Source organism: Desmospora activa DSM 45169 (genome assembly GCF_003046315.1).
Lineage (GTDB): Bacteria > Bacillota > Bacilli > Thermoactinomycetales > DSM-45169 > Desmospora > Desmospora activa.
The window spans coordinates 100844-126418 of the sequence record NZ_PZZP01000002.1; the positions used below are offsets into that span (position 1 = coordinate 100844).

At 49.9% G+C, this 25575-nt stretch carries 25 protein-coding genes and 1 pseudogene; 10 read left to right on the plus strand and 16 right to left on the minus strand.

Annotated elements, in window-relative coordinates:
• Window positions 1–89 precede the first annotated feature (89 nt).
• The 7 genes from C8J48_RS13805 to C8J48_RS19115 all read right to left on the minus strand — a co-directional run bounded on the left by C8J48_RS13805 (window position 90) and on the right by C8J48_RS19115 (window position 9719).
• Window positions 90–2495: a 3-hydroxyacyl-CoA dehydrogenase/enoyl-CoA hydratase family protein gene (locus C8J48_RS13805; protein WP_107727843.1), complete on the minus strand. Its 2406-nt coding sequence runs from the start codon at window positions 2493–2495 to the stop codon at window positions 90–92.
• Between the two features lie 364 nt (window positions 2496–2859).
• Window positions 2860–3093 carry a ferredoxin family protein gene (locus tag C8J48_RS13810; RefSeq protein ID WP_107727844.1) on the minus strand — a complete coding sequence of 78 codons (234 nt, stop codon included), beginning with the start codon at window positions 3091–3093 and terminating at the stop codon, window positions 2860–2862.
• A 304-nt stretch (window positions 3094–3397) separates the two neighbouring features.
• A complete protein-coding gene (locus tag C8J48_RS13815) occupies window positions 3398–4285 on the minus strand; it encodes a DMT family transporter (RefSeq protein WP_245891254.1) in 888 nt (295 codons plus the stop codon).
• A gap of 250 nt (window positions 4286–4535) precedes the next feature.
• Window positions 4536–5468 carry a ribonuclease Z gene (gene rnz / locus C8J48_RS13820; RefSeq protein ID WP_107727846.1) on the minus strand — a complete coding sequence of 311 codons (933 nt, stop codon included), beginning with the start codon at window positions 5466–5468 and terminating at the stop codon, window positions 4536–4538.
• Window positions 5469–5539: 71 nt separating this feature from the next.
• Window positions 5540–6400 (minus strand): methyltransferase domain-containing protein, encoded by an 861-nt coding sequence (locus tag C8J48_RS13825; protein WP_107727847.1) that lies wholly within the window; start codon window positions 6398–6400, stop codon window positions 5540–5542.
• Between the two features lie 255 nt (window positions 6401–6655).
• Complete coding sequence (locus tag C8J48_RS13830) at window positions 6656–8137, minus strand: helix-turn-helix domain-containing protein (protein WP_170105549.1); 1482 nt, start codon at window positions 8135–8137, stop codon at window positions 6656–6658.
• 805 nt (window positions 8138–8942) lie between these two features.
• Window positions 8943–9719, minus strand: coding sequence for a C40 family peptidase (locus tag C8J48_RS19115; protein ID WP_107727849.1), 777 nt, complete (start codon window positions 9717–9719; stop codon window positions 8943–8945).
• Window positions 9720–9990: 271 nt separating this feature from the next.
• On the opposite strand from C8J48_RS19115, the gene C8J48_RS13840 reads away from it, so the two are divergent.
• From C8J48_RS13840 to ptsP, 3 genes are all read left to right on the plus strand, one after another.
• A complete protein-coding gene (locus tag C8J48_RS13840; RefSeq protein WP_107727850.1) occupies window positions 9991–12219 on the plus strand; it encodes a sigma 54-interacting transcriptional regulator in 2229 nt (742 codons plus the stop codon).
• 405 nt (window positions 12220–12624) lie between these two features.
• Window positions 12625–12888 (plus strand): HPr family phosphocarrier protein, encoded by a 264-nt coding sequence (locus C8J48_RS13845; protein WP_107727851.1) that lies wholly within the window; start codon window positions 12625–12627, stop codon window positions 12886–12888.
• 27 nt (window positions 12889–12915) lie between these two features.
• A complete protein-coding gene (ptsP, locus tag C8J48_RS13850) occupies window positions 12916–14631 on the plus strand; it encodes a phosphoenolpyruvate--protein phosphotransferase (protein WP_107727852.1) in 1716 nt (571 codons plus the stop codon).
• 87 nt (window positions 14632–14718) lie between these two features.
• Here ptsP and C8J48_RS13855 read toward each other — a convergent pair whose 3' ends face one another.
• From C8J48_RS13855 to speD, 3 genes and pseudogenes are all read right to left on the minus strand, one after another.
• Entirely contained in the window at window positions 14719–15303 is a 585-nt protein-coding gene (locus C8J48_RS13855; protein ID WP_245891230.1) for a hypothetical protein, read from the minus strand.
• Between the two features lie 27 nt (window positions 15304–15330).
• Window positions 15331–15895, minus strand: a pseudogene (locus C8J48_RS19120) (transglutaminase-like domain-containing protein); the annotation flags it as partial.
• A 190-nt stretch (window positions 15896–16085) separates the two neighbouring features.
• Window positions 16086–16487 (minus strand): adenosylmethionine decarboxylase, encoded by a 402-nt coding sequence (gene speD / locus C8J48_RS13860; RefSeq protein ID WP_107727854.1) that lies wholly within the window; start codon window positions 16485–16487, stop codon window positions 16086–16088.
• Between the two features lie 478 nt (window positions 16488–16965).
• Here speD and C8J48_RS13865 point away from each other — a divergent pair, with 478 nt between their 5' ends.
• Entirely contained in the window at window positions 16966–17706 is a 741-nt protein-coding gene (locus tag C8J48_RS13865; protein ID WP_245891232.1) for a DUF421 domain-containing protein, read from the plus strand.
• On the opposite strand, the gene C8J48_RS13870 is transcribed toward C8J48_RS13865, so the two are convergent.
• Window positions 17707–18054, minus strand: a complete 348-nt coding sequence (locus tag C8J48_RS13870) for a DUF2512 family protein (RefSeq protein WP_107727855.1) — start codon at window positions 18052–18054, stop codon at window positions 17707–17709.
• Between the two features lie 220 nt (window positions 18055–18274).
• Here C8J48_RS13870 and C8J48_RS13875 point away from each other — a divergent pair, with 220 nt between their 5' ends.
• Entirely contained in the window at window positions 18275–18628 is a 354-nt protein-coding gene (locus C8J48_RS13875) for a L,D-transpeptidase (RefSeq protein WP_107727856.1), read from the plus strand.
• Window positions 18629–18630: 2 nt separating this feature from the next.
• Here C8J48_RS13875 and C8J48_RS13880 read toward each other — a convergent pair whose 3' ends face one another.
• The 3 genes from C8J48_RS13880 to C8J48_RS13890 all read right to left on the minus strand — a co-directional run bounded on the left by C8J48_RS13880 (window position 18631) and on the right by C8J48_RS13890 (window position 20802).
• Window positions 18631–19332 (minus strand): YetF domain-containing protein, encoded by a 702-nt coding sequence (locus C8J48_RS13880; protein ID WP_107727857.1) that lies wholly within the window; start codon window positions 19330–19332, stop codon window positions 18631–18633.
• Between the two features lie 63 nt (window positions 19333–19395).
• Complete coding sequence (locus C8J48_RS13885) at window positions 19396–19779, minus strand: hypothetical protein (RefSeq protein WP_107727858.1); 384 nt, start codon at window positions 19777–19779, stop codon at window positions 19396–19398.
• Between the two features lie 102 nt (window positions 19780–19881).
• Entirely contained in the window at window positions 19882–20802 is a 921-nt protein-coding gene (locus tag C8J48_RS13890; protein ID WP_107727859.1) for an alkaline phosphatase family protein, read from the minus strand.
• Window positions 20803–20958: 156 nt separating this feature from the next.
• Between C8J48_RS13890 and C8J48_RS13895 the strand changes: the two genes are divergently transcribed.
• On the plus strand, window positions 20959–21273 hold the full coding sequence (locus tag C8J48_RS13895) for a DUF1811 family protein (RefSeq protein WP_170105551.1): 315 nt from the start codon (window positions 20959–20961) through the stop codon (window positions 21271–21273).
• A 31-nt stretch (window positions 21274–21304) separates the two neighbouring features.
• Window positions 21305–22057, plus strand: a complete 753-nt coding sequence (locus tag C8J48_RS13900; protein ID WP_170105553.1) for an FHIPEP family type III secretion protein — start codon at window positions 21305–21307, stop codon at window positions 22055–22057.
• Window positions 22058–22153: 96 nt separating this feature from the next.
• Here the strand turns inward: C8J48_RS13900 and C8J48_RS13905 are convergent, their stop codons facing one another.
• Window positions 22154–22540, minus strand: a complete 387-nt coding sequence (locus tag C8J48_RS13905) for a DoxX family protein (protein ID WP_107727862.1) — start codon at window positions 22538–22540, stop codon at window positions 22154–22156.
• A 131-nt stretch (window positions 22541–22671) separates the two neighbouring features.
• Here C8J48_RS13905 and C8J48_RS13910 point away from each other — a divergent pair, with 131 nt between their 5' ends.
• The 3 genes from C8J48_RS13910 to C8J48_RS13920 all read left to right on the plus strand — a co-directional run bounded on the left by C8J48_RS13910 (window position 22672) and on the right by C8J48_RS13920 (window position 24422).
• Window positions 22672–23010 carry a winged helix-turn-helix transcriptional regulator gene (locus tag C8J48_RS13910; protein ID WP_107727863.1) on the plus strand — a complete coding sequence of 113 codons (339 nt, stop codon included), beginning with the start codon at window positions 22672–22674 and terminating at the stop codon, window positions 23008–23010.
• Window positions 23011–23082: 72 nt separating this feature from the next.
• Window positions 23083–23775: a tetratricopeptide repeat protein gene (locus tag C8J48_RS13915; RefSeq protein ID WP_107727864.1), complete on the plus strand. Its 693-nt coding sequence runs from the start codon at window positions 23083–23085 to the stop codon at window positions 23773–23775.
• 464 nt (window positions 23776–24239) lie between these two features.
• Window positions 24240–24422, plus strand: a complete 183-nt coding sequence (locus C8J48_RS13920) for a hypothetical protein (RefSeq protein ID WP_107727865.1) — start codon at window positions 24240–24242, stop codon at window positions 24420–24422.
• A gap of 90 nt (window positions 24423–24512) precedes the next feature.
• On the opposite strand, the gene C8J48_RS13925 is transcribed toward C8J48_RS13920, so the two are convergent.
• Complete coding sequence (locus tag C8J48_RS13925) at window positions 24513–25469, minus strand: 4-hydroxy-3-methylbut-2-enyl diphosphate reductase (RefSeq protein ID WP_107727866.1); 957 nt, start codon at window positions 25467–25469, stop codon at window positions 24513–24515.
• Between the last annotated feature and the right edge of the window lie 106 nt (window positions 25470–25575).

The following is a 25575-nucleotide window of genomic DNA, read 5'->3' on the forward strand; positions in this document are numbered from 1 at the left end:
AAACCATGTTGATTAGCAATATTTCGGATAGGAGGGATATTTGGATCAATGTATGCTTGTTGTGAAAATCAAGAGATCTGATTTCGTCATCAATTGCGCAAGGGTTTCTTTTTGGTCAACATATGTTGCATCCGTTGCTGTGATTTAGGTTCTCCCGCCAAGCTGAGGAAGGCTTCACGCTCGATGTCGAGCAGATACTGTTCATCCACCAGCGTTCCTGCGGGCACGGTACCGCCGGAGAGGACGTAAGCCAGTTTGTCCGCAATCTTATAGTCATGCTCACTGATATAACCGGATTGAAGCATGCTGTACGCACCCAGGCGCAGGGTGTAGTAGCCCGTCTCACCAACCACAGGGATCTTTTGTGGCTCCGGCGGGCGATAACCCGTACGGGCAAGGGCCAGCACCTGTTCTTTAGCATCATAGAGCAAATGATCCTGATTGATGCTGACACCGTCGATCCCTTTGCGCAGATAACCATATTCCTCCGCCTCGGCGGCACTGGTGGATACCTTAGCCATGGCGATCGTTTCAAACACTTTGTTGACGCTGTTTTGTAAACGGATGGAATCCCTTGGATCGATATCGGCAGTTAAACGCAGCAGCATCTCTTTGTTGCCTCCACCACCAGGAATCAGGCCAACACCGGTCTCCACCAACCCCATATACGTTTCAGCGGATGCTTGCATTCGATCCGCCGGCAAGGAGATTTCCACCCCTCCACCCAGGTTCATACCAAAGGGAGCGACTACGACCGGTCGGTCCATGGTTCTGAGCGAACCCATTGTCTTTTGGAACTGGCGCACCATTAGATCTAACTCCGGCCAGTTTTGATCCTGTGCCTCCATCAGGATCAACATCAGATTGGCGCCGACACAAAAGTGCGATCCCTGATTCCCGATCACCAATCCGCGCCAGTTGGTGGATACTTCCTTCACCGCTGTGTTTACCATTTGAATGATATCGGTGCCGATGGCGTTATTGGGCGAATGAAATTCTAGGCATAACACCTCATCCCCGATATCGATCAAACTCGCTCCAGAATTGGATTGGACCACTTTTCCTTGTTGTTTGAGTCGAGCCAAGGAAATCGACTTTGGATGCTCCTCCACTTGACGGAACTGACCGCCAAGATAAAATGCGCGATCATGATCCAACTGCTGCTGATAAAAGGACGTGGCCCCTTTTGCCAACAACTCTTCCACCAGTGGTGGTATCGTTTCCCCTTCTGCTCGCATGCGGGCGACGGATTTTTCCACTCCGATGGCGTCCCACACCTCAAAGGGTCCCAAATCCCAGTTGAAGCCCCAGCGCATCGCCCGGTCCACACTGACGATATCATCGGCAATCTCCGGGATGCGGGCAGCGGAATAGAGCAACACTTTTTTTGTAATATGCCAAGCCAACCGTCCCGCCACATCGTCGGCATAGACCAGGGCCTGCAATTGTTCCGACTTTGATTTGGCCCGTTTCGCCATCTCAAGCGAGGGCGCTTTTAGCTTTTTGCGGGGACGGTATTCACCGGTCGCAGGATCGAGTGCCAAGATTTCGCTACCTTTCTCCCCTTTCACCTTCTTGAAAAATCCTTGCCCGCTTTTGGCGCCGAGCCAGCCTTTGTCCACCATCGTCCGCAGCAATTCGGGTATGGAAAACGCTTGCTTTTCTGCGGGGTCATCTACGTTTTCACGGACATTGTCGGAAACGTGAATAAATGTATCCAATCCCACCAGATCCAACGTCCGAAAAGTGGCGCTTTTTGGGCGTCCCATCGCCCGACCGGTCACCGCATCTACCTCATCAGGACCAAGCCCTTCCTCCAACATCTTTTGGAAGGTGATCGCCAGACCGTATACACCGATGCGATTAGCGATAAAATTGGGGGTATCTTTGGCAAAGACAACTCCTTTACCCAACACATCTTCCGCAAACGCTTTCATCTCTGCGACGATGGAAGCATCCGTATCCTTTGTCGGAATGATCTCCAACAGTTTCATATAACGAGGTGGGTTAAAAAAGTGGGTCCCTAAAAAATGGGATCGAAACTCAGGCGAACACGCCTTCACCATGTTTTGTATGGAGATACCGGAAGTGTTGGAGCTGATAATGGTTCCCGACTGCCATACTTTTTCAATGCGGGCAAACAAGTCTTGTTTGATAGACAGATTTTCAACCACCGCCTCGACCACCCAGTCCATCTCCGCCAAACGGGGCAGGTCGTCTTCCAAATTGCCCAATTCGATCCGCTCTGCAACCCTTCGATGAAACAGCGGAGCCGGCTTCTCTTTGTACAGCCGCTCTACCCCGGTTCGGGCCAAGCGGTTGCGGACCGATTTGTCCGCTAAGCTTAAGCCTGCTGCTTTCTCTTTCTCACTCAGCTCTCGGGGCACAATATCCAACAGTAACGTACGAATCCCAGCGTTGGCCAGGTGTCCGGCGATAGCCGCGCCCATCACACCTGCACCGATCACCGCCGCTCGTTTGATTTTCGCCAACAAAGACTCCTCCTCTCAGTTGAAACCGTCCCCTTACATGAATGAACAATCATTCATTGCTAGGGCAGAAAAAAACTCCTCCTCGGATTACGATTGCAACATTCCCTGTTTGAATTCCAACCATGCTTTCAAATATTATTATTTATCTGATCTCGGCTCTCGTCAAGAGGGGTGGGGCCAATTTTTGCAGTAAAGCATATACCCGATTGATGGTACAGACTGAGGCGGCAGCTGTCCTCCGCACCTGCAGCGGCGAGTGGAAAAATGTGTGGCTGACTTCACTGCGTTGTCGATGCGTTGGGAGGCAGGCTTAAGATATCCATCACCAACAAACTGGCGGGTGCCGATTAGCACCCGCCCGGTTGGATTACTTAAAAAAGTTGGCGTTGATCTCGATATACTCTTTTTCCTCTTCTGGTACCATTTCTTCCTCGTAAATGGCTTCCACCGGGCAGACCGGTTCACATGCGCCACACTCGATACAAGTGTCCGGGTCGATGTAATACATGACATCATCCCCATGGATGCAGTCTACCGGGCAAACTTCCACACATTCAGCCGCTTTTTCGTCTTTGCAGGTAGAGGTAATTACAAAAGCCAAGCGGAATGCCCCCTTCTCAGGATGGTTTTCATGTTCAAAATGACGGTTGGTTCCTTTGTTATTCCCAATATTTCTGATAAGTGAACGGCTCTTCAGTGAACGACCCATCACTGAAGTGGTAAAGATTCTCGCTTCATCTGATATGTAGCACCCTACATCCATCCACGAAGGCTCGCGCCGAGCCAAATGTCGTCGGTCGAGTTTTCGCTCCAATGGTAGTTTTTAGTCTTTCCACACGCTCTGCCCTGATTATATCGTTGCTCTAATCATCTCGCAAGGAGTACCCGAGCAACAATTCCTTTATCTACCCTTCTGTCCGGTTCACACGGTTTCCCTTCGGTACGGTCATTACAGCCAAAGAAGCGAGTAATAAGGTCGCTCCCAGCCAACCCATCAAGGGTAAACGCTCCCCCAGCAAACCCATGGCCAGGAGGGAAGCGGTCAGTGGTTCCAGTAGCGCAGCGATGGAGGCGTGGGTAGCACTGGTCCGTTTTAGTCCAGCCATATAGAGAAGGTAAGCTAATCCGGTTGGAACGGCACCCAGGTATAGTAGCAGTCCCCACGCTTGCCATGAGGGCGGCGGCCATGCAATAAAGGGGAGAAGCATCATCGCCCCTGTGCTAAAGGCAGCTGCAGCGATTCGAAACGGTGGCAGCATGCGCACCAATTGCTTCCCGATCAATGTATATCCCCCATAGCATGTAGCAGCGCCCAATGCGAGCAGGTTTCCGCCGAGATAGCGGGAATCGGTTAATGTGGCCAATCCACTGATCCCGATCACCAATGCCACTCCCATCACACCCAACCCCAATGCAAGCAAGGTACGGGCTCCCAACGGCTCCCGCAATACCAAAGCGGAAACCGCCGCCACCAACAGTGGAGCCGTACAGATGGCGATCAGAGTAGCCGTTGATACCAGTGTGCGGTCAACAGCGTTAAAGTAAGTAAGCTGGTAACCCGCCAGCGCCAGGCCGAACAGTAGAATCCAGACCAGTCCACGCCGTCCCGCAGATACAAACACATGGCCGCGGCTTTCCCAGATCGCAGCCATCCACAACAGCGGAGCTGCGACCAACAGACGCCACGCCCCAATTTCCAAGGGAGTCATCCCATGGTGCAAGATCAAAAGCTTCGCCGCTAAACCGGCGGTTCCCCAGGCGATGGCCCCCAAACAAATCAACCATAATCCCATTCTCACGAACATCCCTCCCGATGATCTTAAAATCGGGCGGGATCTTTAAGCACAATGATGTGCACTTTTGTCCCCGCCCGTCACATCTGTTGACAAACGGGAGGGGGTAGTACCAAACGGATACGGAAGGTGATCACCTCCTCACCCCGACCGCGGGCTTTAGCTTTTTACTTCGATGCCGATTACTCGCAACCCTTTTTTAAAATGTTTTCCTAGCGGGATGTATCCTTTTTTGAAGTTCATGCAGCAGCTAGTCCCCGTCCGCCGATGTCACCGCTACCGTCTGTCCGTCGTACATCACATCCGTTGCCGCAAACTGCTGTCGCGCCTCTGCTTCAAGCACCTTTGATTCGGCAGCAGAATAGCGGGAACTGATATGGGTCAACAACAACCGCCCCACTCCCGCCTGCCGTGCAATCCGAGCCGCCTGCACCGAGGTGGAATGGCCATGTTTTTCAGCCAATTCCTCCCGCCCCTCCCGATATGTTGCTTCGTGGATCAATACATCCGCTCCATGAGCCAAACGGGCAGCTTCCACCACAGGACGGGTGTCCCCGAGCACAGTCACCACCCGCCCCGGCCGATCCGGTTTTCGATAATGGCGTCCATCGACAATCCGCCCGTCAGGTAGTTGAATGCGATCCCCCATTTTTAACTGTCGATAGAGGGGGCCTGGGGGAATTCCTTCCGCCTGTAACCGCTCTACATCCAAGCGTCCCGACCGATGCGGTTCCTGGATACGAAAACCGTAACAGGGAACGCGGTGGGACAAGGCTCCCACTTCCACCTGAATCCCTTGTTCCAGGGTAAAACTCTCCTCTCGCAATTCCAGCCATTCAATCGGATAACGAAGGTAGGTGCCGCTAACCTGCAGGGCTGTTTCCACAAATGGCCGCAACCCTTCCGGGGCATGTATGGTCAAAGGGGAATCGCCCCCCTGAAACGAACGGCTGCCCAAAAGGCCGGGCAAACCAAAAATATGATCGCCATGCAAATGGGTGATAAAGATGCGATCCACCCGCGGCAAACGTACAGCTGATTGCAGAATTTGATGTTGTGTTCCTTCTCCGCAATCAAACAGCCAGATCCGCCCCCCACGCTCTGTCCATTGTAAAGCAAGTGAAGCTACATTCCGCTCCTTAGAAGGGATGCCCCCACCTGTACCTAAAAACGTAATTTCCATCCTTGCCACTCCCATATAAAAATCGACCCGATTTTCTCGGGCCAAATCGGTTTACAGTATTAGGACGGTGGTCAAACTCGATCGACACAATACTCGCGCTCCAGTCCGTCCCTTTTCCATCCAAACAGACGCACCAGTTGATAGGTGGCGTACACCCCACCATTCTGGCGATAAGCGCGATCATATCGTTCCATTAGCCGAATCACCGCTGGCTCGCGCAGTTCCCAAAAGCGATCTTGACCAAATACAAAAGCACCCCCGAGATATTGAACGGTCCCTAAAAATTCACGACAATCTTGGTATTCTTTTCGCTGCCAACAGACAGCAGACTGTGGATGGGTGATGCCCGCATCCAAAAGAATTTGTTTCCAGTCAGGGATGGAACGCGCACAGTCGAAATCCCACTCGGCCATCAAATCGCCATCTTCGCGCAATTCTTCGTAATAAAGTTTGCGCAATTCCTGCCAGGTATCCGGTCCAAAAGTGGAAGCCAGGAAAAAGCCTTCCTCACGAAGGGCATCCACCAGGGTTGCTATCGTTTTTCGCGGTTGGTTGAACCATTGTATAGTTGCATTGGACACAATTAAGTCATACCGCTCTTTCTCCCACTCCACCGCCTCTGCATCGGCCACGATAAAACGGATATCGGATGTGTCAGGTTTCACCTCCGCCACGTTTTGACGAGCAAAGTGTACCATTTTGTCCGATAAGTCAATCACCGTCAGCCGTGCATCAGGAAATCGATCTCGCAGCAATTGGGTAAGATAGCCGGTACCGCAGCCCACCTCGACAATTTCCCGCGCCTCTACCTCTTGTTCAGTCAAGGTCTGCATAATTTGATGGGCCATCCGTTTTTGAATGACAGCACGACGGTCATATCGACCCGCCAACCGGCTAAACTCACGGGCCATCTTTTTTTTGCACTGCTTCACCTCTCCATCGCCCCTTCAATCTACAACTGGCAGTGGCTAAGCAGCTAAACTTTATCTGTCAGCCTTTCTTCCCATCCTATCATGAAAACGATTCATTCTCTAATGTTTCAAAAAAGTGGATAAAAGAGTTTCAAAATAAAAGCCCCCCTGATCTGGGGAGCTAAAGCGTGTCCAATCCGCGATTACATGAGATTCAACCCGACCGCCGTCGGAAGAATACACAAAGAATCCCAACTGTGAAATCTCCCCCCTCAGCTACTCTCTAGCTACATGTACGGATTTGACGGTTTCTACATCTTGACCGTTAATCGTTATCGCTACATTTTCAGGCTGTCCGATGGTAATCCAGACATCATTGGAAGCGTTTTGGGCATGATTGTAGGGGAATTCCTCTCCTGGCTGCAGGGTAAAATCCTTAATATAAGGTGCATCAGGATTTTGTTCTTCCCGGATTTGAATCCAACTGCCGTTGCCCAATGCTTTAAATTTGATCGCAATGGTATCTGGTTGGCTCAGCTTGTACTCTCCTAAGGTTGACGATTGATTAACCGTCACCACGGATGCCTTCCCTTCCTGAGATGCATCGCCCGTCTCGGTTCCGGTAGAGTTGACCGTATTATTTTGGTCCGGATTGGCACTCGCCTCTGAGTCGGAAGGCTCCTTTATGCTGTTATAGGCCAATACCGACATCGGAATCAACAAAATAGCAACAGCAATTGCCACATATGTCCACTTCTTTTGCGCGATCCACATACCGGCTTTTTTGCCCCGATCAACCACCTGTTTCCTCCGTCCGCTGCGGGAAAGGCCTCTCTGATCATTTGCATGATTGAGTAAAGCGGGAGGGTTGGCAATCGGCTCTGAGGGGGGGACGGCTCGCTCACGCCCCGAGCGGGAGCGGGATAGTGTCGACATCTCATCCCATCCTCCCTCTCCTACAGAGGGCATCGTGGTTGAGGAGCGGCGGGATAAAGTCGAGTTGCGATCGGAGCGGGAGAGTGGTTCAATGGAATTCCAACCGGAGATCTCCTCCTCTGAAGCAGCCGTTTCTTGATAACCCTCCCAACCGGTATCGGGAATCGGTTCGTGGTCATACCCACCCCGTCGGATTCTGGAAGAGCGGGAAGATTCTGAAGTGCCCTGTTCACTGTATCGATCGCTTCTTGTTGGATCCGTCTCGATAGGCGGAAACTTTCCTGTGTTCGATTTTTTTGCAGGCAGTTGCAATCCGGAATCACGCGATAGCGATTGCCTTTTGCCCGTCGAACGGGAGGGCACCTTTTCATCGCTGTGGGAAGACATTGACGCGTATGGGTCGTATGCCTCTTCTTGATTGTCATATTGTCGATCGGGGTGGTTTTTAAAGGGATCATACTCATCATCATTACTGGGAGGAGTCGTTGGTAATGTTTTAAATGAGTCCGTTTCTTGGACATTATCAGAGTTTAGGGCGGCGAGATGATACTGAGCCGTTCCCTGTAGATCGACCGCTTGCATCATCCCCGTCTGATCCGGACGGTAACGTTTCAGCAGATAAGTCGGCTCCAACCCTACCTGCTTCGCGTATGCACGAATATATGAGCGGACGGTAAAAGCACTCCCTATTTTGTCAAAATCCCCACTCTCGAGGGCATTAAGGGAAACGGTATCAATCTGTGTCTTTTCTTGGATCTCTTTAAAAGAGAGCCCGCTTGACTCCCTCGCTTGTCTGAGTTGGTTTCCGATCTCTACCCACACACAGACCACCTCCGCTGATGGTGATGCAATGTTCTTCTTCTTTAGAAGAGGTCTTTTGATTTTACGGTTTACAACGAATGCTTCTCATGTTTTGATGATGAGAGAAAGATCGGGTCCCACATCGCACTTCCGATATGGATTCTTGAAACACAGGTTTGATTCCTGCCAAGCCTTAAAATCCTGCAAATCCAACAGGAGAATGGGGCCATGTCGGTCATTGTATATGAATCACTACCCCATTGCAACCAAAGCACAGTATAAGAAAGGAGACGATCCCATGAAACATTGGGGAGCGAATATCTATATGCTAATCCTGTTCGGCTTGGCTTTGCTATTGATTTTATTGGGCCTGTTCCGGATCTGGCTGTATTGATTGGATCGGTTTAAACAGTTATTGTTAACGTGCATTTTAACCGTACCGTTTCACTTTTTCTTACCATACTTCACAAAAGTGAGACGTACCCGATCGCCGACCTCTCCTAGTGTTCTCATTTTAATATCATAACATGAAAAATCGGACTGGGAGCATATGATAAAGAGAACTAATCCATTATCCTATAAATTTCGTTCCTTTTTACGATGAAAATCATACTTTGTGACGTATAATCAAACGAAAAAGTGGGATTCAATAACCCAAGGGATCACGTCTGCATTTTCAAACATGCTGATAAAAGCGATTCCTAAGTTAAGTTAAATCATTCCTAATCGGTATAGGTAAATTGCAGAAAAGAAAAAAACACCCTCCGACATGTACGGAGGGTAGAAATTTACCTGTATCTGATCAGGTTATTGGGGAATATAAAATTTAGTTATTCGAGGTAACACGGGTTGCTTTAACAAATCCCCAATCCAGCCAAGCGGCACTCATTTTGTCATAGCGAACACCGCCGGAACCCCAGGTGTGCAACAGTTTGCCGTTGCCTGCATAGATGCCCACATGAGCAATCCGACCGTTGCTGCCGCGCAGTTTAAAGAAGACGAGATCTCCTTTTTGCAACTGGTTACGAGAAACTTCTGTTCCAACTTTCGATTGTTGAGAGGACGTCCGGGGAAGTTTTACCCCGTTTTGACCAAATACATATTGCACAAAGGAGGAGCAGTCGAAGTTACTCGTTTGTCCGGAACGGGCTCCGAATTTGTAAGGAGTTCCCATATATTTTTCACCTGTTTTAATAATCCGGTCACCAAAACTGGCTTGTGCCTGTGTTTGCTGCGGGGCAGCCGTTTGGTTATTGGTTGCAGGCTGGTTGCTTTCTGTCGTTTCCGGTGAAGTCGTTTGGCTATCCCCGGCTTCCGGAGTAGCCGTTTGACTATCCTCAGTTTGCGGAGTAGCCGTTTGGTTGCTGTCTGCTTGTGGAGTGGTTTGCGGTTGATCCGTGACAGAGGTTTTGCCGTTGGAAGCAGGTTGCTGTATCGAAGGCGTCCTTAGTCCTACTTGGGCGAAGATCTGTTGGATCAATTGATCAGAATTCGTGGACTTAGCGGAAGTGCTGGCATAGCTGGCTCCAGGCAGAGCGGCACCTACTAAAGTAAATGCGACAGCACTGATTAACCCTTTTTTCAACCAATTTGTTTTTTGCATCATATCCTCCCTTTTCCACTTGATTTTGTAAGCACATCGGTATGGTAACATAGAACTAATAGACTATAAGATTCCATTTTTATGTAATGGCAGGTCGCTTGCATCGCTGATAATCCCCTTTCATGCTGCAATGAAGGGGTTTTTTCCTGTTTTATAACCAATGGGATCGGCAGACTTTTTCCATATATTAATAGATTGCGCGCGCTTCGCTTGACACTGCACACTTCTTGTGTGCAAGTTGTGTGTAAGTGTCTTTAAGGGGGATATACTGATGAAACGATTGGACCAGGTGCGACACGCACTGGCCGAACACGGCGCGGCTGAGGCGACGGGATTGACCGCTCAGGAAGCGAGCCGACTACTTCAACTGGATCGTTCCACTGTCAGCCGTTATCTCAATCACCTGGTGAAAGTAAAGGAAGTGGAGAAATTACCGGGACGGCCCGTTCGCTTTCGCATGGTTAAATCGGCGTTAACATCGCTGGAAGAATGGGTCTATTCCCCACAGAATCATCCCGGCAAAACCATCGGCAACTCAGCCGAAATAAACGAGGCATTGGCCGCTCTCTTATACCCACCCAAAGGTTTACCGCTGTTGTTGGAGGGGGAAACCGGAACCGGTAAAACTCATCTGGTGGAACAAGTGGTACAATTGGCACGGAAACAAGAGAAATTCAGCCCTTCTCAGCCCTTTGTCACATTTAACTGTTCGGAGTACGCACAAAACCCTGAGCTGTTGATGGGGCAGTTATTCGGTATCCGCAAAGGGGCCTTCACCGGCGCCGCATCTGACAGAACCGGTTTGGTGGAACGAGCGGATGGAGGGATTTTATTTTTGGATGAAATCCATCGCCTCCCCCCTGCTGGACAAGAGACGTTGTTTCATCTGATCGATCAGGGCGTGTATCGGCGTCTGGGCGAAACTGAGCTGGAGCGAACAGCGTCCATTCGTCTGATTGGCGCCACCACTGAAAAGCCGGATGAAGTGTTGCTGCCTACATTGCTGCGCCGTTTTGCCGTCAAATTGACCCTTCCTCCTTTAAAACAAAGGAAGCAGCACGAACGGGAGAAACTGGTGGATGCTTTTTTTATCGAGGAAGCGCGACAGATGGCTTTAGACATCCGTTTAGATTCCCGTTGTCGTCAAGCGTTTGTTCAATATCCTTGTCCCGGTAATATCGGTCAACTAAAAGGAGATGTGCAGCATGCTTGTGCCCAGGCATTTTTGCGACATCTGCACCAGCCTTCCCCGGCCGTTTCAATCCGGCGGGAAGATCTGCCCGCATCCGTAGCTAGTGTGTGGAAATCCCACGCCGATTCCCCTTCTCCCATTGCACCACTTCGATCCGATAAAGGAGAAAAAACGGTATACAGTGAACTGTTGCGAAAGGAACGGGAACTGAGCGCTCGCGGATGGAGCCGTGATGAGCGCATCCGTGAACTGAAGCTGATGGCAAACCGCTACTTGAAACAGGGGCCGCTTCCCGGTAGCCAGCACTGTCGATTGGAGAACCATGATCTGCAAAAGGTGCTCTCCCATCTTCCGCAACCATTACTACAGGGGCAAAGAGAAGCCCTTGAAAGTCTGATCCATTCTCTCGCCGTCGAAGGGGAGCAAGCAAACCGCCCTTTTCCCGAAACAGAGTCGTTACAAGAAAAATATCAACAATCGGCCCAAGCCGTTGCCAAAGCGATCACCGCTAAAAACATCCCATTGCCAAAAGATGCCTGGAAAGAGATCGCCCACCTCTTATCCGCTTTCTCTGAGTCGGATTCAGCCCCGAGCGACGGAGTACCGGTCCTTATCGTCACCCATGGGGAATCGACCGCTTCATCGATCGCCCAGGTGGCCAATGCCTTACTGGGAGATGAACGGATATACGCCGTCGATATGCCCCTTCATCAACCCGCCTCTGTCGCCCATCAGCGTGTATCCGACCGCATCCAAGCACTCCATGGCGGAAAAGGAGTTTTATTGCTGGTAGATATCGGTTCCTTGACCACCATGGGGGAAGACATCAGCCGCGAGCACGGCATCTCGGTTCACACTTTGTCCAATGTGACGCTTTCCATGGTGATCCATGCCGCCCGCAAAGCCCGAACTCCCGGCTGGGATGCAAAAAAGCTGGCTCACTCCGTACGCGAACGCTTTCCGGAACCGATCAGTTCCCTCGTTCCCGCTCATCCTCGCCTAGTGGTAGGTGTGCTATGCCCCCAAGGCGAAGGAGCACTAACCACTTTACACGATTGGGTAAAGCAAAATCTAACGGGCAAATATAAAGAGATTGAAATATGGACAAGTGAATGGAATCCCGATCAAAGCGAGTCCTATCGTGAAATCCTGTATCAATGGCAACAGTCCGGCAACCTGCTCGCGGTAGTGGGCACCCATTCTCCACCGGAAACCTGTTCCGATATTCCCTTTTTTAGCGCTTGGGAGCTGTTACAAGCGGAGGGCATCCAGCGCTGGAATGAACAAATAAACAGAAACCGAGGCTGATCGCAAACTTGCTAGCATATGGAAGAGGGACTTTATCATCAATCTGATAACCCTTTATCAACCAGTGTGTAAGTTGTGCAAACATACTCCAACCTGAAAGCAACATGTCAGGGTTCTACCGAGGCAAAAGAGATATCCAATGATTAACAAAATGTGCCCCAGGTTTGATCTCCCGATCACCCTTTTTTCCTTCGATCATCGATCAAAAGCGCGGTACATTGGAAACGAAGTGATCAAGATACAACCGTAGGCCACCAACTTATAATAAGTTGGCATGATTTTTGCATCCGTTACTTTATGACCCCATTCTGTTTTTCCAACAAAAACGGATCAAAAGATGAGAGAGACCACGCTGACAGCAAACGGTCGCCTTCAACTCCATCTCAATCGAAAGGAATGGTTTCAATGGTAGAACAACAATTGACGATAACCAATCAGACGGGTCTACATGCGCGACCTGCGGCGCAGCTGGTCAAAGAAGCAGGGCAATTTTCCAGCCAGATCTATCTGGTTAAAGACGGTAAACAAGCAGATGCCAAAAGCCTCTTGGGCGTGATGTCCCTCGCCATTCGCGGCGGGGAAGAAATAACCATCCGGGCGGAAGGGGAGGATGAAAAAGAAGCGGTGCAAGCGCTCACCCAATGGATTGAAAATGAACTGACCAACTGATCAGCGGAGAAAGAGGGTGTTTGACAGATGATAAACCAATCGATACAGGGAATTGGAGCTGCCGCCGGCATGGCGATTGGACAAGCCGTGATATGGCGCAAGGAAGAGACGGAAGTAACTGTAAAAACGATCACAGATGTGGATGCGGAAGAAAAACGCTTACAAGAAGTGGTACAAACCGCACGTGAGCAGCTGCAAGCCTTACGGCAAACCACACTGGAACGGATGGGAGAAGAAGAAGCGGGAATTTTTGACGCTCATCTCGCTTTTCTGGATGACCCCTCTTATATCGGGGAGATGAAAACCCGCATCCATGATCAAAAAAAGAACGCGGAAGCCGTTTGTCAACAAGTAACCGATGAGATGGCCGGGATGTTGGCCAGCTTAGATGATGAATATATGCGGGCCCGTGCCGACGACATTCGCGATGTGGGCGGACGGTTGCTGCTGTTGCTGTTGGGTGTTGAGCCCTTTGATCCTACCCGTCTGGAACCCGGCAGTGTCGTGGTGGCCGATGAACTCACCCCCTCGGACACTGCACAGTTCCCTCCCGGGATTGCCGGTATGGTGACTGCACGGGGCAGCAAAACCGCTCATGCGGCTATTATGGCTCGTACATTGGGTATCCCGGCTGTGCTGGGACTGGGAGCCTCTCTCGATGAGATCAAAGAAGGCGATACCATCATCTTGGACGGCGAGAGCGGAGCAGTTACCTTAAACCCAGATGACGCCAACCGACGCCAAGCAGAAGCTACGATCAAGCAACAACAAGAAATACGGGAACAGGCGCTTTCACAGGCAAATGAAGATGCATACACCGCCGACGGCAAGCGCGTACAGGTGTTAGCCAACATCGGCAGTCCCGCCGATGTTGACGCCGCCCTCCAAAATGGAGCCGAAGGGGTCGGCCTCTTCCGCACCGAATTTCTCTATCTGGAAAACGACCATTGGCCGACAGAAGAAGAACAGTACCAGGCTTATCGCAAAGTGCTGGAAGCCTTCGCTGACAAACCCGTCGTGATCCGCACCTTGGATATCGGCGGTGACAAGGATCTCCCCTATGCCAAACTGCCCAAAGAAGAAAACCCGTTTCTCGGTCATCGGGCAATCCGCTTTTGCCTGGCCAATCCGGACATCTTTAAAACGCAATTGCGGGCGTTGTTGCGTGCAGGCGTCCACGGCGACCTGTGGGTAATGTTTCCGATGGTGGAAAACTTATCGGAAGTGCGCCAAGCCAAATCCCTCTTAAGCGAATGCCGGCAAGAGCTGGAACTAGCGGGAATCGAGGTGGCCGCTTCCATCCAGATCGGCATCATGATCGAAGTCCCCGCCGCCGCCGTCAACGCCGATCAATTGGCTAAAGAAGTGGACTTTATGAGTATCGGCACCAATGATCTGACCCAATATACTCTTGCCGCTGACCGGGGGAACGAACTGGTGGCCCATCTGTACGATGCCGCCCATCCCGCCGTATTGCGTTTGGTTAAAAAGACTTGCGACGCCGCCCATGAAGCCGGCATCATCGCTGGCATGTGCGGCGAATTGGCCGGTGATCCCAAAATGACGGAAATCCTCGTCGGACTCGGTCTACACGAACTCTCCATGAGTGCCGGCGCCATTCCCGAAGTGAAGGTAAGCGTACGGCAAGTATCATCAAACGAAGCACACCAACTGGCGGATGAAGTGTTGTTGGCGGAAGATGGTGATCAAGTCCGGGCAATTGCGGAAAAAACCAATAGTTGAACGAAACAGCCCCCCTGGATCTGGTCAGGGGGGCTTAATCGTGTTGCTCGATCCAAGCATCCACCATGCTCACTAGCGTAAGCAGTCTCAAGGTAAAAATGGGAGCACGATCAGAGTGAGGAAAAAAAGAGCGACAGCCGCGAAAAAAAAGGGACGCTCTCTCCGCAAAACCGATATCAGTGCATACCCAATGGCGAAAAGGCTATACAACAGACTCATCAACCCCCATGCGCTCAACCAGTAAAGAGCCGCAGCCGCAATTACCATCCATCCCAGGATCCCCTTGGCAATCTGAAGATGATTCCGCAAATCGCGCTCCTGTACCCGGAAGTCCCCGAGCACATCCTCCAAAGAGGTACGACTCCCGGGATCTTCATGGTAAAAATACATCGGTTGCAGATAAGGGATATTTCCTTCAACCAACTGTGATCCCCAAAAGAACATTCGACCATCGACGGGAAATTCTAATCCCCCAGCCTCCCGTTCCCTCGGATAGTCCGGCATCGGTGTAATATCAGACTCCACTGAAAAAATAACCCGCTGATCTTCCAAGCGGCCAAAATACTCCCGTGGACGCAGCGTACGGATATGACTAAACAAGAAACGCCATGGCTGCTTCAATTGTACATTTGCCATGGAGGTATCTACCGGTATCCAACCACTCCCCTTCAAGAACACCTCATCCCACACGTGTGCATGGTGTTTCCCCATAGCAAAAGCACCCACCACCGTCCGACAGGGGATATTCTGGGAGCGGCAAAGTGCGGCATATAAAAAAAGAAAACTCCCCGCAATCCCCTTTCTTATTTCGTAAGAAAGAAACCGTTCCCCGCTCCTTTGGTGGATAGATATAGCGAAAATGCTTCCAAACATAATCGAACAAGGCACACGCCTTGGACTCATCCGCTTCTAAACCCTTACAGATCTCTGCTGCCAATTCTCGGATCTCATCCGTAATCCGAACAAAGGCAGTGGATCGTAGATAAAATGCCCGCTCCGTCTCGGATAGTGATCGCGGTGAATCCCATTCCTGTGAAGGAGTTACCTCAATTTCATAATCATTCTCGATCTCTTCGCCAGGTTTTAAACAGTAGTAAGAAATACGATTTCCGGCAATATCGGTTTGCGATGATTGATCAGGAGAACGACGAACGGTATCTTGTTTGACTCTTTGTCCGTGATGGACAGGAAGCTCAGCCAGCCAGACTTTCATCTCTCCCCTGCGCCGATTTTTAAACCGAAACCGATAGGAAAAACGTTTCATACCCACCCTCCATTCATACCCCGATACGGGAAAATCGTTTTCTTTAGATTCGATAAATTTAGGATAAAGGGGGTTTGTAGAGACTCTAACACTTTCTCCCCATTTTCCTATCCAATCCAGTATAGCACCAACGCTCCATCGCCCATCACTAAAAAACACCCCCACCAAATGGCGGAGGTGTGGTTTTTCATCAGATCGCACTTTTTACCGGTTGTTTTTCCGGTTGGACTACCTCGATCGGACCGTCACCACGATGCATCACCTTGGGAAACGCTTGTGTCGGTTTTAGAACATCAAGCATGTACTCAATAGCGACCATCGGATCGACTTCGTAGCCACATGTGTAGCAATCCAGGGCAGCGAAACCTTTTTCCGGGTAGGTATGAATCGAGATATGACTTTCTGACAAGAGAACAAGTACGGTCGCCCCTTGTGGGTCAAAGGCCTTGGCTTGGGACGAAAGCACGGTAGCGCCGCTCTTTTCCGCTGCCGCTTTCATGTGCTTCTCCAACAGGGAGGCATCGTTGAGCAGATCAAAATCGACACCCCAAGCATCCATGGCTACATGTCGTCCGAAAGTGGAATATTCCATCCCCTTCGGCCCCCTTTCCTAGGAAATATGGTGTTAAGCCAATATTCCGCTAGGATCTGCTCGTTCACCACGGGGGAAGGTTAGTCCTCAGAGGTCCCAACCCTTTAAGTGAATCTTGGATCCTTCTAGCGCAATTTCACAAGTAGTAACGTATCACATTTCCGGTGAACTTTCAACATTTTAGTCGAGTCGATTCCGTATATTGACCATCATATGTTTGTGACAAATGATGTGAATCATTTCAGGCGCGTTTTAGGGCTATCGAGAGGTTCGAACCTACACAGTGTCTACTAGAGAGTGAGGCAGGAGTCGGCTCAGTGAAGCGAGAAGCTCGCCATTTCAAGGAGAAGAGGTTTACGATATGTCGTCATTCAACATGTAAGCCTGCCATGTTTTAGCTTATAATAAAAAATCGCTTCCCGTCGATGAATCAGATCGCACCTCCTTCCCCACTATAAAGAGGAAGGGGGGATTTTTGATGAACCAATTAATTAGTGAGGGATGGCACTATTATGGAATGATCACTCTTCGCATACTGACGTCGATCCCTTTGCTGTTGGCGATTACACTGTTTATGGGCAAACGGGTCGTGGGAGAGATGCCCGTCTTTGATTTTTTGATCATCATCACATTGGGGGCGTTAGTGGGTACGGATATCACGGATCCACGGCTCCATCACATGCCGACAATATACGCCATCATGTTGGTTGGACTGTTGCAGCGTATTGTTTCCCATTGGGTGATCTCCTCCCGCAAGGTGGGTCGTTTATTTACGTTTGAACCTACCGTTGTTGTATACAAAGGAAAATTTCTTAAACAAAACATGAAAAAAATCCGCTACCCCATTGATAACATTCTGGTCATGTTGCGAGAGCAAAAGATTTTTGATCTGTCCGAAGTGGAGTTAGCCATTTTGGAACCCAGCGGTCATCTGTCGGTAAAAAAGGTACCTGAAAAAGAGGCGGTTACACGGGAAGAGTGGGGAATTACAGGCACCCAAAAAAACGGCGTTGCATTCCCTGTCATTTTGGAAGGAGAGATACAGGAAGCCGTATTAAAGTATTTAGGCGTGGATCAAACCTGGATCAAACAAGAGCTGACCCATAAGGGAGTCCAATCGATTGACACGGTTTTTTTCGCATCCGTCGATGCCCGCAAGCGTCTGTCCATCACCTTGAACAGCGAACCTACCATCTCCCCTCCCCCCTTCCTCCATTGATCACGGCAACCGTTCTTTTCTATTTCTCAAAATTTCTTGGTGCATCCGGGCTTCCACCACGCCTAACACAATTCCTATCACTGCCGCCACGGAAAGGGGAACAGTGGATCCCGGATATAAAAATTGTGCCGCCCATACCGTTCCGATGATAAACAATCCGCCCATGATACTGGATATGGGATTACCCAATCGGGGCAGGACCCATTGATCAGCGAAATGTCCCACCGTTGCTAAAAATAAAGCGACTACAACGGTTGCCGTCCAATGGGAATAATGAAACTCCGGCAGTAACCATTGCAGACTGTGGATAAGTACCGTATACATAATGATTTTCAGCAACCAATTCAACCGGAACACCTTCTTTCCCACTCAGCGATCAGAATGATTTCCATCTTTGCTCCATGATCACTAGCCAAGTCTCACCCTGGTCTCGTTGTTCTCAGATCACGCTATACGCGGCCGCCATCATCGCCTTTCAAAAACGGCTGGAGCACTCGGACGGTTCAATCCAGGCATGCGCATTCCCCCACTTTCAGGCATAGCATAATGGCAAAAAGGGGGAACTTTCATGCCCAGCATTATGGTGGATTTATCCGATCGCCGCTTATATTTGATGGAAGGGGGTCGCATCATCCGTTCATACCCCGTCGGGATTGGACGGATTTTGACGCAGACACCCACCGGCACTTATCACATTATCAACAAAGTTCCCTATCCATACAGCCGACCGGGGGGACGGCTCACTCCCTACGGTACGATGTGGATGGGGCTGTCACGGAGGGGTTATGGCATCCATGGAACCAATCGACCCGCTTCCATCGGGCAGCGGGTCTCCAAAGGATGTATTCGCATGTATAACGCCGACGTGGAAGATTTGGCCCGGCGGGTGCCGATTGGAACGATGGTAGTGATTCGTGAGTAAAATCAGGAATGTTGTTTGTTGTACAGATCGACAAACAGCTTTCCCTGTGTGTTATACACGGCATAAAACACCTGATCCACAGAATCGATATTCTTTTGCCGCAGTTCCTGTTCCACTTTTTCTTTGGAGATGCCGTATTGCTTGAGGGAGGGATGATTCCATTTTCCTTCCTGAATCACTTCCACTGGTACAAGCGCAGGGGTGGCAGGAAAACCAAAATCTTTTCTGGTTATGGGAAAATGGCCCGACTGCGGCAGCACACTCAATTCTCCATTGGGTTCCAAAATGACCGTATGAACCTGGTCCAGGTCAAACCAACCCTTTTGCCGCAGTTGTTGTTTCAAATAATCCAAGGTATAGCCCAGTTTACTCATATTTTGCTCCAATATTTCCCCCTTCTCCATTAGTACGGTAGGCACTCCAGCAAACAGGCGACGGGATTGCTTATTTTTTAATGACAGCCACGTTACCGTAACAGAAATGAGTGTAAACACGCCCATACTGACCAACATATTCCATTTGTTCATGTTCATATTGAACGCAAAGTTGGAAGCCATCGCTCCCAGCGAGATAAACGCCGCAAATTCAAATATATTCATATGTGCGATCGTCTGTTTACCCAATAGCTTTGTCGATGCCAATAAAGCGGCATACGCCGCAAAGGTACGGAGGGTGATTTCTACAGGGTCAAATGGATGCTCCATGATTACGCGCTCCCTATGTGGTTATTCTTTCCTCTAGGGTTTCCGTAAAAAGAGCCCCTCCATTCACCAACCTGCTTTGGGATGCCTTTTTAACGTAATCCCCCGCAACAACAACATGGGGGTGTCATCCTCTACAGCAGCCAACGGGCGTGCCGTCACCAACAACGCGAATGTTCCTTGGATTCGTTCATCCCGCAGGAGCAAGCCACCGTGATCCTTGGCAAATGCTAAGGCGCGTTCTGTACCGTCTTCAAGGCGAAAACAAAAAAGATAGGCATCCGCTTGCCGATCGTACATCCATACATAGCGGTATCCTTCCGCTGAGCGATCGACCAATCCTTCCCACTCCGGCACCGAAAGAATCAATACTTGTTCACCAGAGAGTTCCGCCCAGCCCCCGTCTTCCGGAATGGCGGCCTCCCGCACACGCGGTACATATTTTTCCATTTTTAGGCCTCCTTATTTGGTCTGTGAACCAACTATAACTTTCTGTCTCGTACACCGACCTATTTTTCCATTTTGCGGAAGAGTCCTCTTCTCTCTTCAGCACTAATTGTGATTTTCCAACCATTGCAATGCTACCGGGGTTATATGGGTCAAATCCCACAATTCCCGTGCCTTTTCCATCTCGTCCAAAAAGGCGATATCGGATGTAACCGCTAGCAGCGGCACGTTGTTCATGGTATGAGTTTTTACGCGCAAATCTTCGCTGTTACCGTGATCACTGACCAGCAACAATAGATCATGCTGGCGCAGCTGGTTGACGACAGAACCAATAAAAACATCATAATGGCGCGTTACCCAGCTCATCTCTTCACGATTCTGTTTGTGTCCCGCCAGATCGCTTAAAAAGAATTCATGCACCACCAAATCGTGCTCACAAGCGAGACCGAGCAGGTGATCAGCAGCCGTCTCCGGCGAAATCTCATCGATATCGCCCCGTTTTCTCGCCAAAAAACGACGAGTTAGATCATGGTAAACCGCCCGTCCCGCCAGCAAATCATCCAACGTCCGCAACGGTTGCCCGGTGCTGCGGATGGCGCAGGTAGAAACGGAAACCCAACCGCGTCGGGTCGTTGGCAAATCAAAAAACTCCGGCGTGTAGCTGTTGGCAAAGGTGATCGTATAGCCTTTTCGTTGTGCATGGAGATAAAGATTCTCCTGTTCCACCCATTCTCGCAACCTGCGAAAAGGAAGGCCGCTCTGGTGGTGATTCATCGCCTGGGGAGCATTGCGACCGGTGAAAATCGTCGCTTGACCGGTAGCGCTCTGGGGGAGACCCGGCACTCCTAAGGTTGCATCAGCCGCCAACAGCAAGCTTTTCTCCGATGCCCGTCCCACCGCATCCGCCACTAAATTCCGCCCTGCCAGCAAACGGTTGAGGTTAGGAGTAGATTCGGTAGCCCACGGGTTATAATCCGCTTCCGCCCCCAATCCCACTCCATCGATAAACAGAATGATCACCGACATGACGGGATCGCCTCCTCGTGTCCCATTGTATCACAGCAAAACGACCCACCCTTCTGTATCAGTATAAAATGAATCAGACACCCCTAAAGCAGAAATGGTTTGATATAATATCCTGTAGCGAACGCCGAAACCGCGATGATTCTGGAGGCGGATCGATTGAGACACTTCAGCCGTATGAGTACCGAAGAAGTAAAGCGTGAAATTCAACGATTGGAACAAGCGAAAGTACAAGCCCAACGCTCCTCCCAGGTAGGCGAACTGGCGGTGATCCAAAGACAGATTCAATTTGCACTGTCTTACTTGCGAGATCCTGCGGAAATTTCCCCCGGACACTGGTATCGCGTCGAGGGCGAAGAAGCGCTATTCCAAGTCGATTATTTGAATGGCGTGATGGCTTGGGGCACCTACGAGGGATCCTCAATACAAGAGGCGGTTCCGATCGGGATCCTGCACCCGATGCCTCCTTCTTGATTATCGCATGTTTGGAGGAGAGAATAACCTGATGGCTGACTGGAGTTTGTCAGATGCTTATGGAGAACAAACGGGAGACATTTTGTCACTAGAACTAGGCAATAACCTATATGAGCAGTTGTTATCCGACCCTCATTTCAGCAGAAGAATTCAATCCGTTCGCAAAGAAGTCTTTAACCGGTTGGGGGTATATCTCCCATCCGTACGTATCCGTTCCCATTCAGAGTTGGAACCAAATCATTACCGGATTTGTATTCGCGGTAACCGCTTGGCGGACGGTATCTTGCACCCTCCATTACGGTTTTCCCTCACAGCAAAGGAGGGAACAGTTGCCCTTCATCCCGTGGAACGGGTAAACGGTCGCTGGAACCCACAAGAAGGGGAAGAAGCGGCTACCATCCTGCTCACTCACCTACGGCAAGTCATCGATCGCCGACTGGATCAGCTGATCACCTATGACTGGGTGGCGCGCTGGCTGAAACAAGCCAAATCACACACCCCCGACTTGGTCAAAGAACTGGAAGAGCGCGGGCTCACTCCCGGCATTCTTTGGTCCATCAGCAAATTGTTGTTAAAGGAGCGCGTTCCACTGCATCCCTTTGAGGAATTGCTGGAGACCGTGTTGGAATACTATCTGATCCACCCCCATGAAGGATATACACCGCCGGAGTGGACACATCCCCACCCTTCCGACATCGCCAAATTTATCGCCCACAAGAAAAAGGACCGTCGCCTACCCTTGCGCAGTAACAAAGCCAAAGTGATCGGCTTTAACGGAAAATAACTACCTGATACGGTTCGTTTATAAATGTGAAACCACTTTGCCAATAAGCAAAAAATAAACGCTCTCCACATAGGAGAGCGTTTATTTTTTGGCTAATTAAAATAAGGTATAGGCACCAGGGCCTGTCAAGGCAACTCCGACGGCGATTGCAATCAGAATGAGGTTATATTCAATGCCGCCTTCCGACACCCAAAAACCACTTTTGCCGTGAACTTTGACAATGGCCACCAACATCGTCCCTACGATCAACAGAGCGGCCACGGGAGTAAGTACACCTGCGGCAAACAGAAGGCCCCCTATAAGCTCAGACAGCCCAGCCAACACGGCCATCGTCGTTCCCGGCTTAATCCCGATCGATTCAAAAAAGCCACCTGTTCCCTTTATACCGTGACCACCAAACCAGCCGAATAATTTTTGTGCACCGTGTCCAGCCATGGTAAGGCCAATAACCAAACGGATAATCAATAAACCTAGATCTAACATGTTTCCCCCTCGCTTTCTATTAAATTCGGTTCCAAATAATTATAGTTACTTACTTTTTGTTCGTTAATTTTAAAGGATCTACTTACTTTTGTCAAGCGTTTATGGTAATATTGGGTTAGGAGTGGATCGCCATGAAGAATGAACACAATCACAAACTGTGCCCAACGTTTGAATTCGCCTTTGAGCTGTTGGGTAAACGCTGGACCGGGTTAATTATCCGTGTTTTGATGAATGGACCGAAACGCTTCAAGGAAATCTCAACCATGATCCCCGGTATGAGCGATAAAATGCTGGCCGAACGTTTCAAAGAACTGGAAGCCGCCGGAATTTTAACCCGTAATATTTATCCGGAGACGCCAGTACGGATCGAATATGAGCTCACAGAGAAGGGGAAAGCATTGGAACCGGCCATGGATGAAGTGCAAGTATGGGCAGAACAGTGGCTTGCACACAGGGATCAACGAGATTAAGCTGTATAACCATTCCGCTCGCTCCCTCTCTCAGTGAGGAGCGAGTTATTTTTCTCCACTGGATGTGAGAGTATGGGAAAGCTCTTTACTTTTGGTTTGTTGTGGATGATATTGGGGAACCCCTTTATCGCTATTATAGTGCTACTATTGATCGTTTATTTCTTGGATCGACGTTTTGTCGGCCTATTTCCCAGTGCCTTTCGCCCCTTTCAAACCGTTTCCCGCTTGCGAAAACTGAAACGATCCTTGGAGTTAAATCCCCATCACACTTCGGATCGGTTGGAACTGGCTCGTTTATTGATGGAGCGAAAAAAATATCAGGAAGCCCTCCCTCATCTGGAACAATGCTTTCAAGTGATCCCCGACTCCGCTCAGATTGGGGTGGAAATCGGTTTATGCCGATTGAAGACCGGCCAGTTGCAACAGGGTGAGCACGCAATGTTGGAAGCGTTGAAACGGGAACCGCGGGTAAGGTATGGAGAACCGTATCTCCGACTGGCGGCAGCATTTGAAGCGATCGATAGCGACAAAGCCCTGCATTATCTGGAACACTTTCGCACCATTCATTCCTCTTCCGTTGAAGGATATTATCGATTGGGATGGTTATACGGTAAGTTGGGCCAGATTGAAAATAGTAAACAAGCTTATGAGGAGGCAATTGAGATTTATCGTCACCTGCCTAAGTATCAAAAACGATCGCAACGCGCCTGGGCTTTGCGTTCCAGCTTTCGTCTCGGTCTTGCTCCCTCCAACCCGCGCAAATAAATGTATTTAGGATGAATACACCACCACTTTTATATGAAGAGCCCTTTAGCCAGTTTGCAGATATAGGAAGTGGGGAGCGATTTCCGGTGCACTAAAGCACAAGTCTCGCTTCAGTCACTTCGCTCCTTAGTCTCGCTTTGCACTAAAGCACAAGTCTCGCTTCAGTCACTTCGTTCCTTAGTCTCGCTTTGCCCCACTACCCAGCGGAGTCTCCGCAGACCCTAACCGTTAAGCGGCTATACATACTTGTCTTTTGGCCGCTGGTTGGGGACGGAGTAGACGGAGCGAACATCCCACCTTCATTGAAAGGGCAAGAGGCGCGAAATCGGGATCCGGGTCCACTTTGTCATCAATCTGAGCCCTGTTTTTTTGCAGGGCTTTTTTTTATTTCTATCCAAAGAGGAGAAAAATGGTTTACTTAAAAGTATTTAGACAAATACTGCTAATAAGAGGAGGTGTCTATGATGTACTATGTGATTTGGGATTCAGAGAAATTCCCTCCGTCTATCCTCCACGAAGATCAATATTTCCAATGGTACAATCCCATGAGAAACGATCATCGGGTGGAGTTTCGCGGCACGATGAACCAATGTTATTCGTATGTCACCAAGCGGGAGCGTAACCAGTCCATGCTGGAATTCCACTGATGACAGAATATTTCAATCAAAAAAAGACTGAAGTCACGCCGATTGCAGCGTGGCTTCAGTCTTTAGTAAGTGATGTGATGGGTCTGTCTTTTAGGCATTCTTCTTTCTCTTTTTTCGTACAGGGGGAAGCAGTTTCTCTTTTTTCAAGGTGCGTTCCGGTGTCCATGTACTGGGATCGTTCTCATCAAACTGCTCCAGGTATTTAATCACTTCCCGTGTGATCGGGGTTGGTGTGGAGGCGCCGGCGGTAACACCCACATAGCTTTTTCCCTTTAACCACTCCACGTCGATCTCAGTCACATCGGCAACGCGATAAGCCTCTACACCGGCAATATCTTTAGAAACTTGAGCCAAACGTTCCGAGTTGTTGCTGCGGGGGTCTCCAACCACTATCACCAGTTCCGTTTTACCGGCTTGCTCTGCTACTGCTTCCTGCCGTTCCTGTGTAGCCAAGCAAATTTCGTTCACAATCTCGGCGTGAGGGAATTTTTCTTTCACTTTTTTCATCAGATGGCGTGTATCCCACTGGCTCATCGTCGTCTGGTTGGTGACAACCAATTTGTCCGACTGAATGTTGAGCCTTTCCACATCCTCATCATTTTGTACCAGATGAACGTGATTGGGAGCCACACCGATCGCTCCCTCCGGTTCCGGGTGCCCTCGTTTGCCGATATAAGCGATCTCATAACCCTCTGCCACTTTTTCCAAGATGAGATCATGGGTCCGGGTCACATCGGGACAGGTAGCATCCACCACTGTTAACCCCTTTTCCCTGGCCCGTCGGCGCACCTCTGGCGAGACACCGTGCGCAGTAAAGATCACGGTTCCTTCTTTTACCTGTTCCAACAGATCGAGGCGATCATCCCCATCCAGGGTAATGATGCCTTCTTCCTCAAATGCATCCACCACATGGGCATTGTGTACAATCATGCCAAGAATATAGATCGGACGGGGCAGATCCAGGTTTTTGGCCGCTTCCCGCGCCAACACCATTGCATCTACCACACCGTAACAATATCCCCTTGGAGTAATTCGCAATACATCCACTTTGTTCCCTCCCGGGAGCATATTTCAAGATAAAAAAGCGTATCCCCACATGTTTCAAGTGCCCCATCAACAAAGGTTGTTTGGGCGGATGGGGTATTAGTTGAAC

What these genes read in the sequence shown, in the direction of transcription:
- C8J48_RS13815 (WP_245891254.1), bottom strand. Translation starts at nt 4,285, where the DNA reads ATGGGATTATGGTTGATTTGTTTGGGGGCCATCGCCTGGGGAACCGCC.
- rnz (WP_107727846.1), bottom strand. Translation starts at nt 5,468, where the DNA reads ATGGAAATTACGTTTTTAGGTACAGGTGGGGGCATCCCTTCTAAGGAG.
- C8J48_RS19115 (WP_107727849.1), bottom strand. Translation starts at nt 9,719, where the DNA reads ATGCAAAAAACAAATTGGTTGAAAAAAGGGTTAATCAGTGCTGTCGCA.
- C8J48_RS13840 (WP_107727850.1), top strand. Translation starts at nt 9,991, where the DNA reads ATGAAACGATTGGACCAGGTGCGACACGCACTGGCCGAACACGGCGCG.
- C8J48_RS13845 (WP_107727851.1), top strand. Translation starts at nt 12,625, where the DNA reads ATGGTAGAACAACAATTGACGATAACCAATCAGACGGGTCTACATGCG.
- ptsP (WP_107727852.1), top strand. Translation starts at nt 12,916, where the DNA reads ATGATAAACCAATCGATACAGGGAATTGGAGCTGCCGCCGGCATGGCG.
- speD (WP_107727854.1), bottom strand. Translation starts at nt 16,487, where the DNA reads ATGGAATATTCCACTTTCGGACGACATGTAGCCATGGATGCTTGGGGT.
- C8J48_RS13865 (WP_245891232.1), top strand. Translation starts at nt 16,966, where the DNA reads ATGAACCAATTAATTAGTGAGGGATGGCACTATTATGGAATGATCACT.
- C8J48_RS13875 (WP_107727856.1), top strand. Translation starts at nt 18,275, where the DNA reads ATGCCCAGCATTATGGTGGATTTATCCGATCGCCGCTTATATTTGATG.
- C8J48_RS13880 (WP_107727857.1), bottom strand. Translation starts at nt 19,332, where the DNA reads ATGGAGCATCCATTTGACCCTGTAGAAATCACCCTCCGTACCTTTGCG.
- C8J48_RS13885 (WP_107727858.1), bottom strand. Translation starts at nt 19,779, where the DNA reads ATGGAAAAATATGTACCGCGTGTGCGGGAGGCCGCCATTCCGGAAGAC.
- C8J48_RS13890 (WP_107727859.1), bottom strand. Translation starts at nt 20,802, where the DNA reads ATGTCGGTGATCATTCTGTTTATCGATGGAGTGGGATTGGGGGCGGAA.
- C8J48_RS13900 (WP_170105553.1), top strand. Translation starts at nt 21,305, where the DNA reads ATGGCTGACTGGAGTTTGTCAGATGCTTATGGAGAACAAACGGGAGAC.
- C8J48_RS13905 (WP_107727862.1), bottom strand. Translation starts at nt 22,540, where the DNA reads ATGTTAGATCTAGGTTTATTGATTATCCGTTTGGTTATTGGCCTTACC.
- C8J48_RS13910 (WP_107727863.1), top strand. Translation starts at nt 22,672, where the DNA reads ATGAAGAATGAACACAATCACAAACTGTGCCCAACGTTTGAATTCGCC.
- C8J48_RS13915 (WP_107727864.1), top strand. Translation starts at nt 23,083, where the DNA reads ATGGGAAAGCTCTTTACTTTTGGTTTGTTGTGGATGATATTGGGGAAC.
- C8J48_RS13920 (WP_107727865.1), top strand. Translation starts at nt 24,240, where the DNA reads ATGTACTATGTGATTTGGGATTCAGAGAAATTCCCTCCGTCTATCCTC.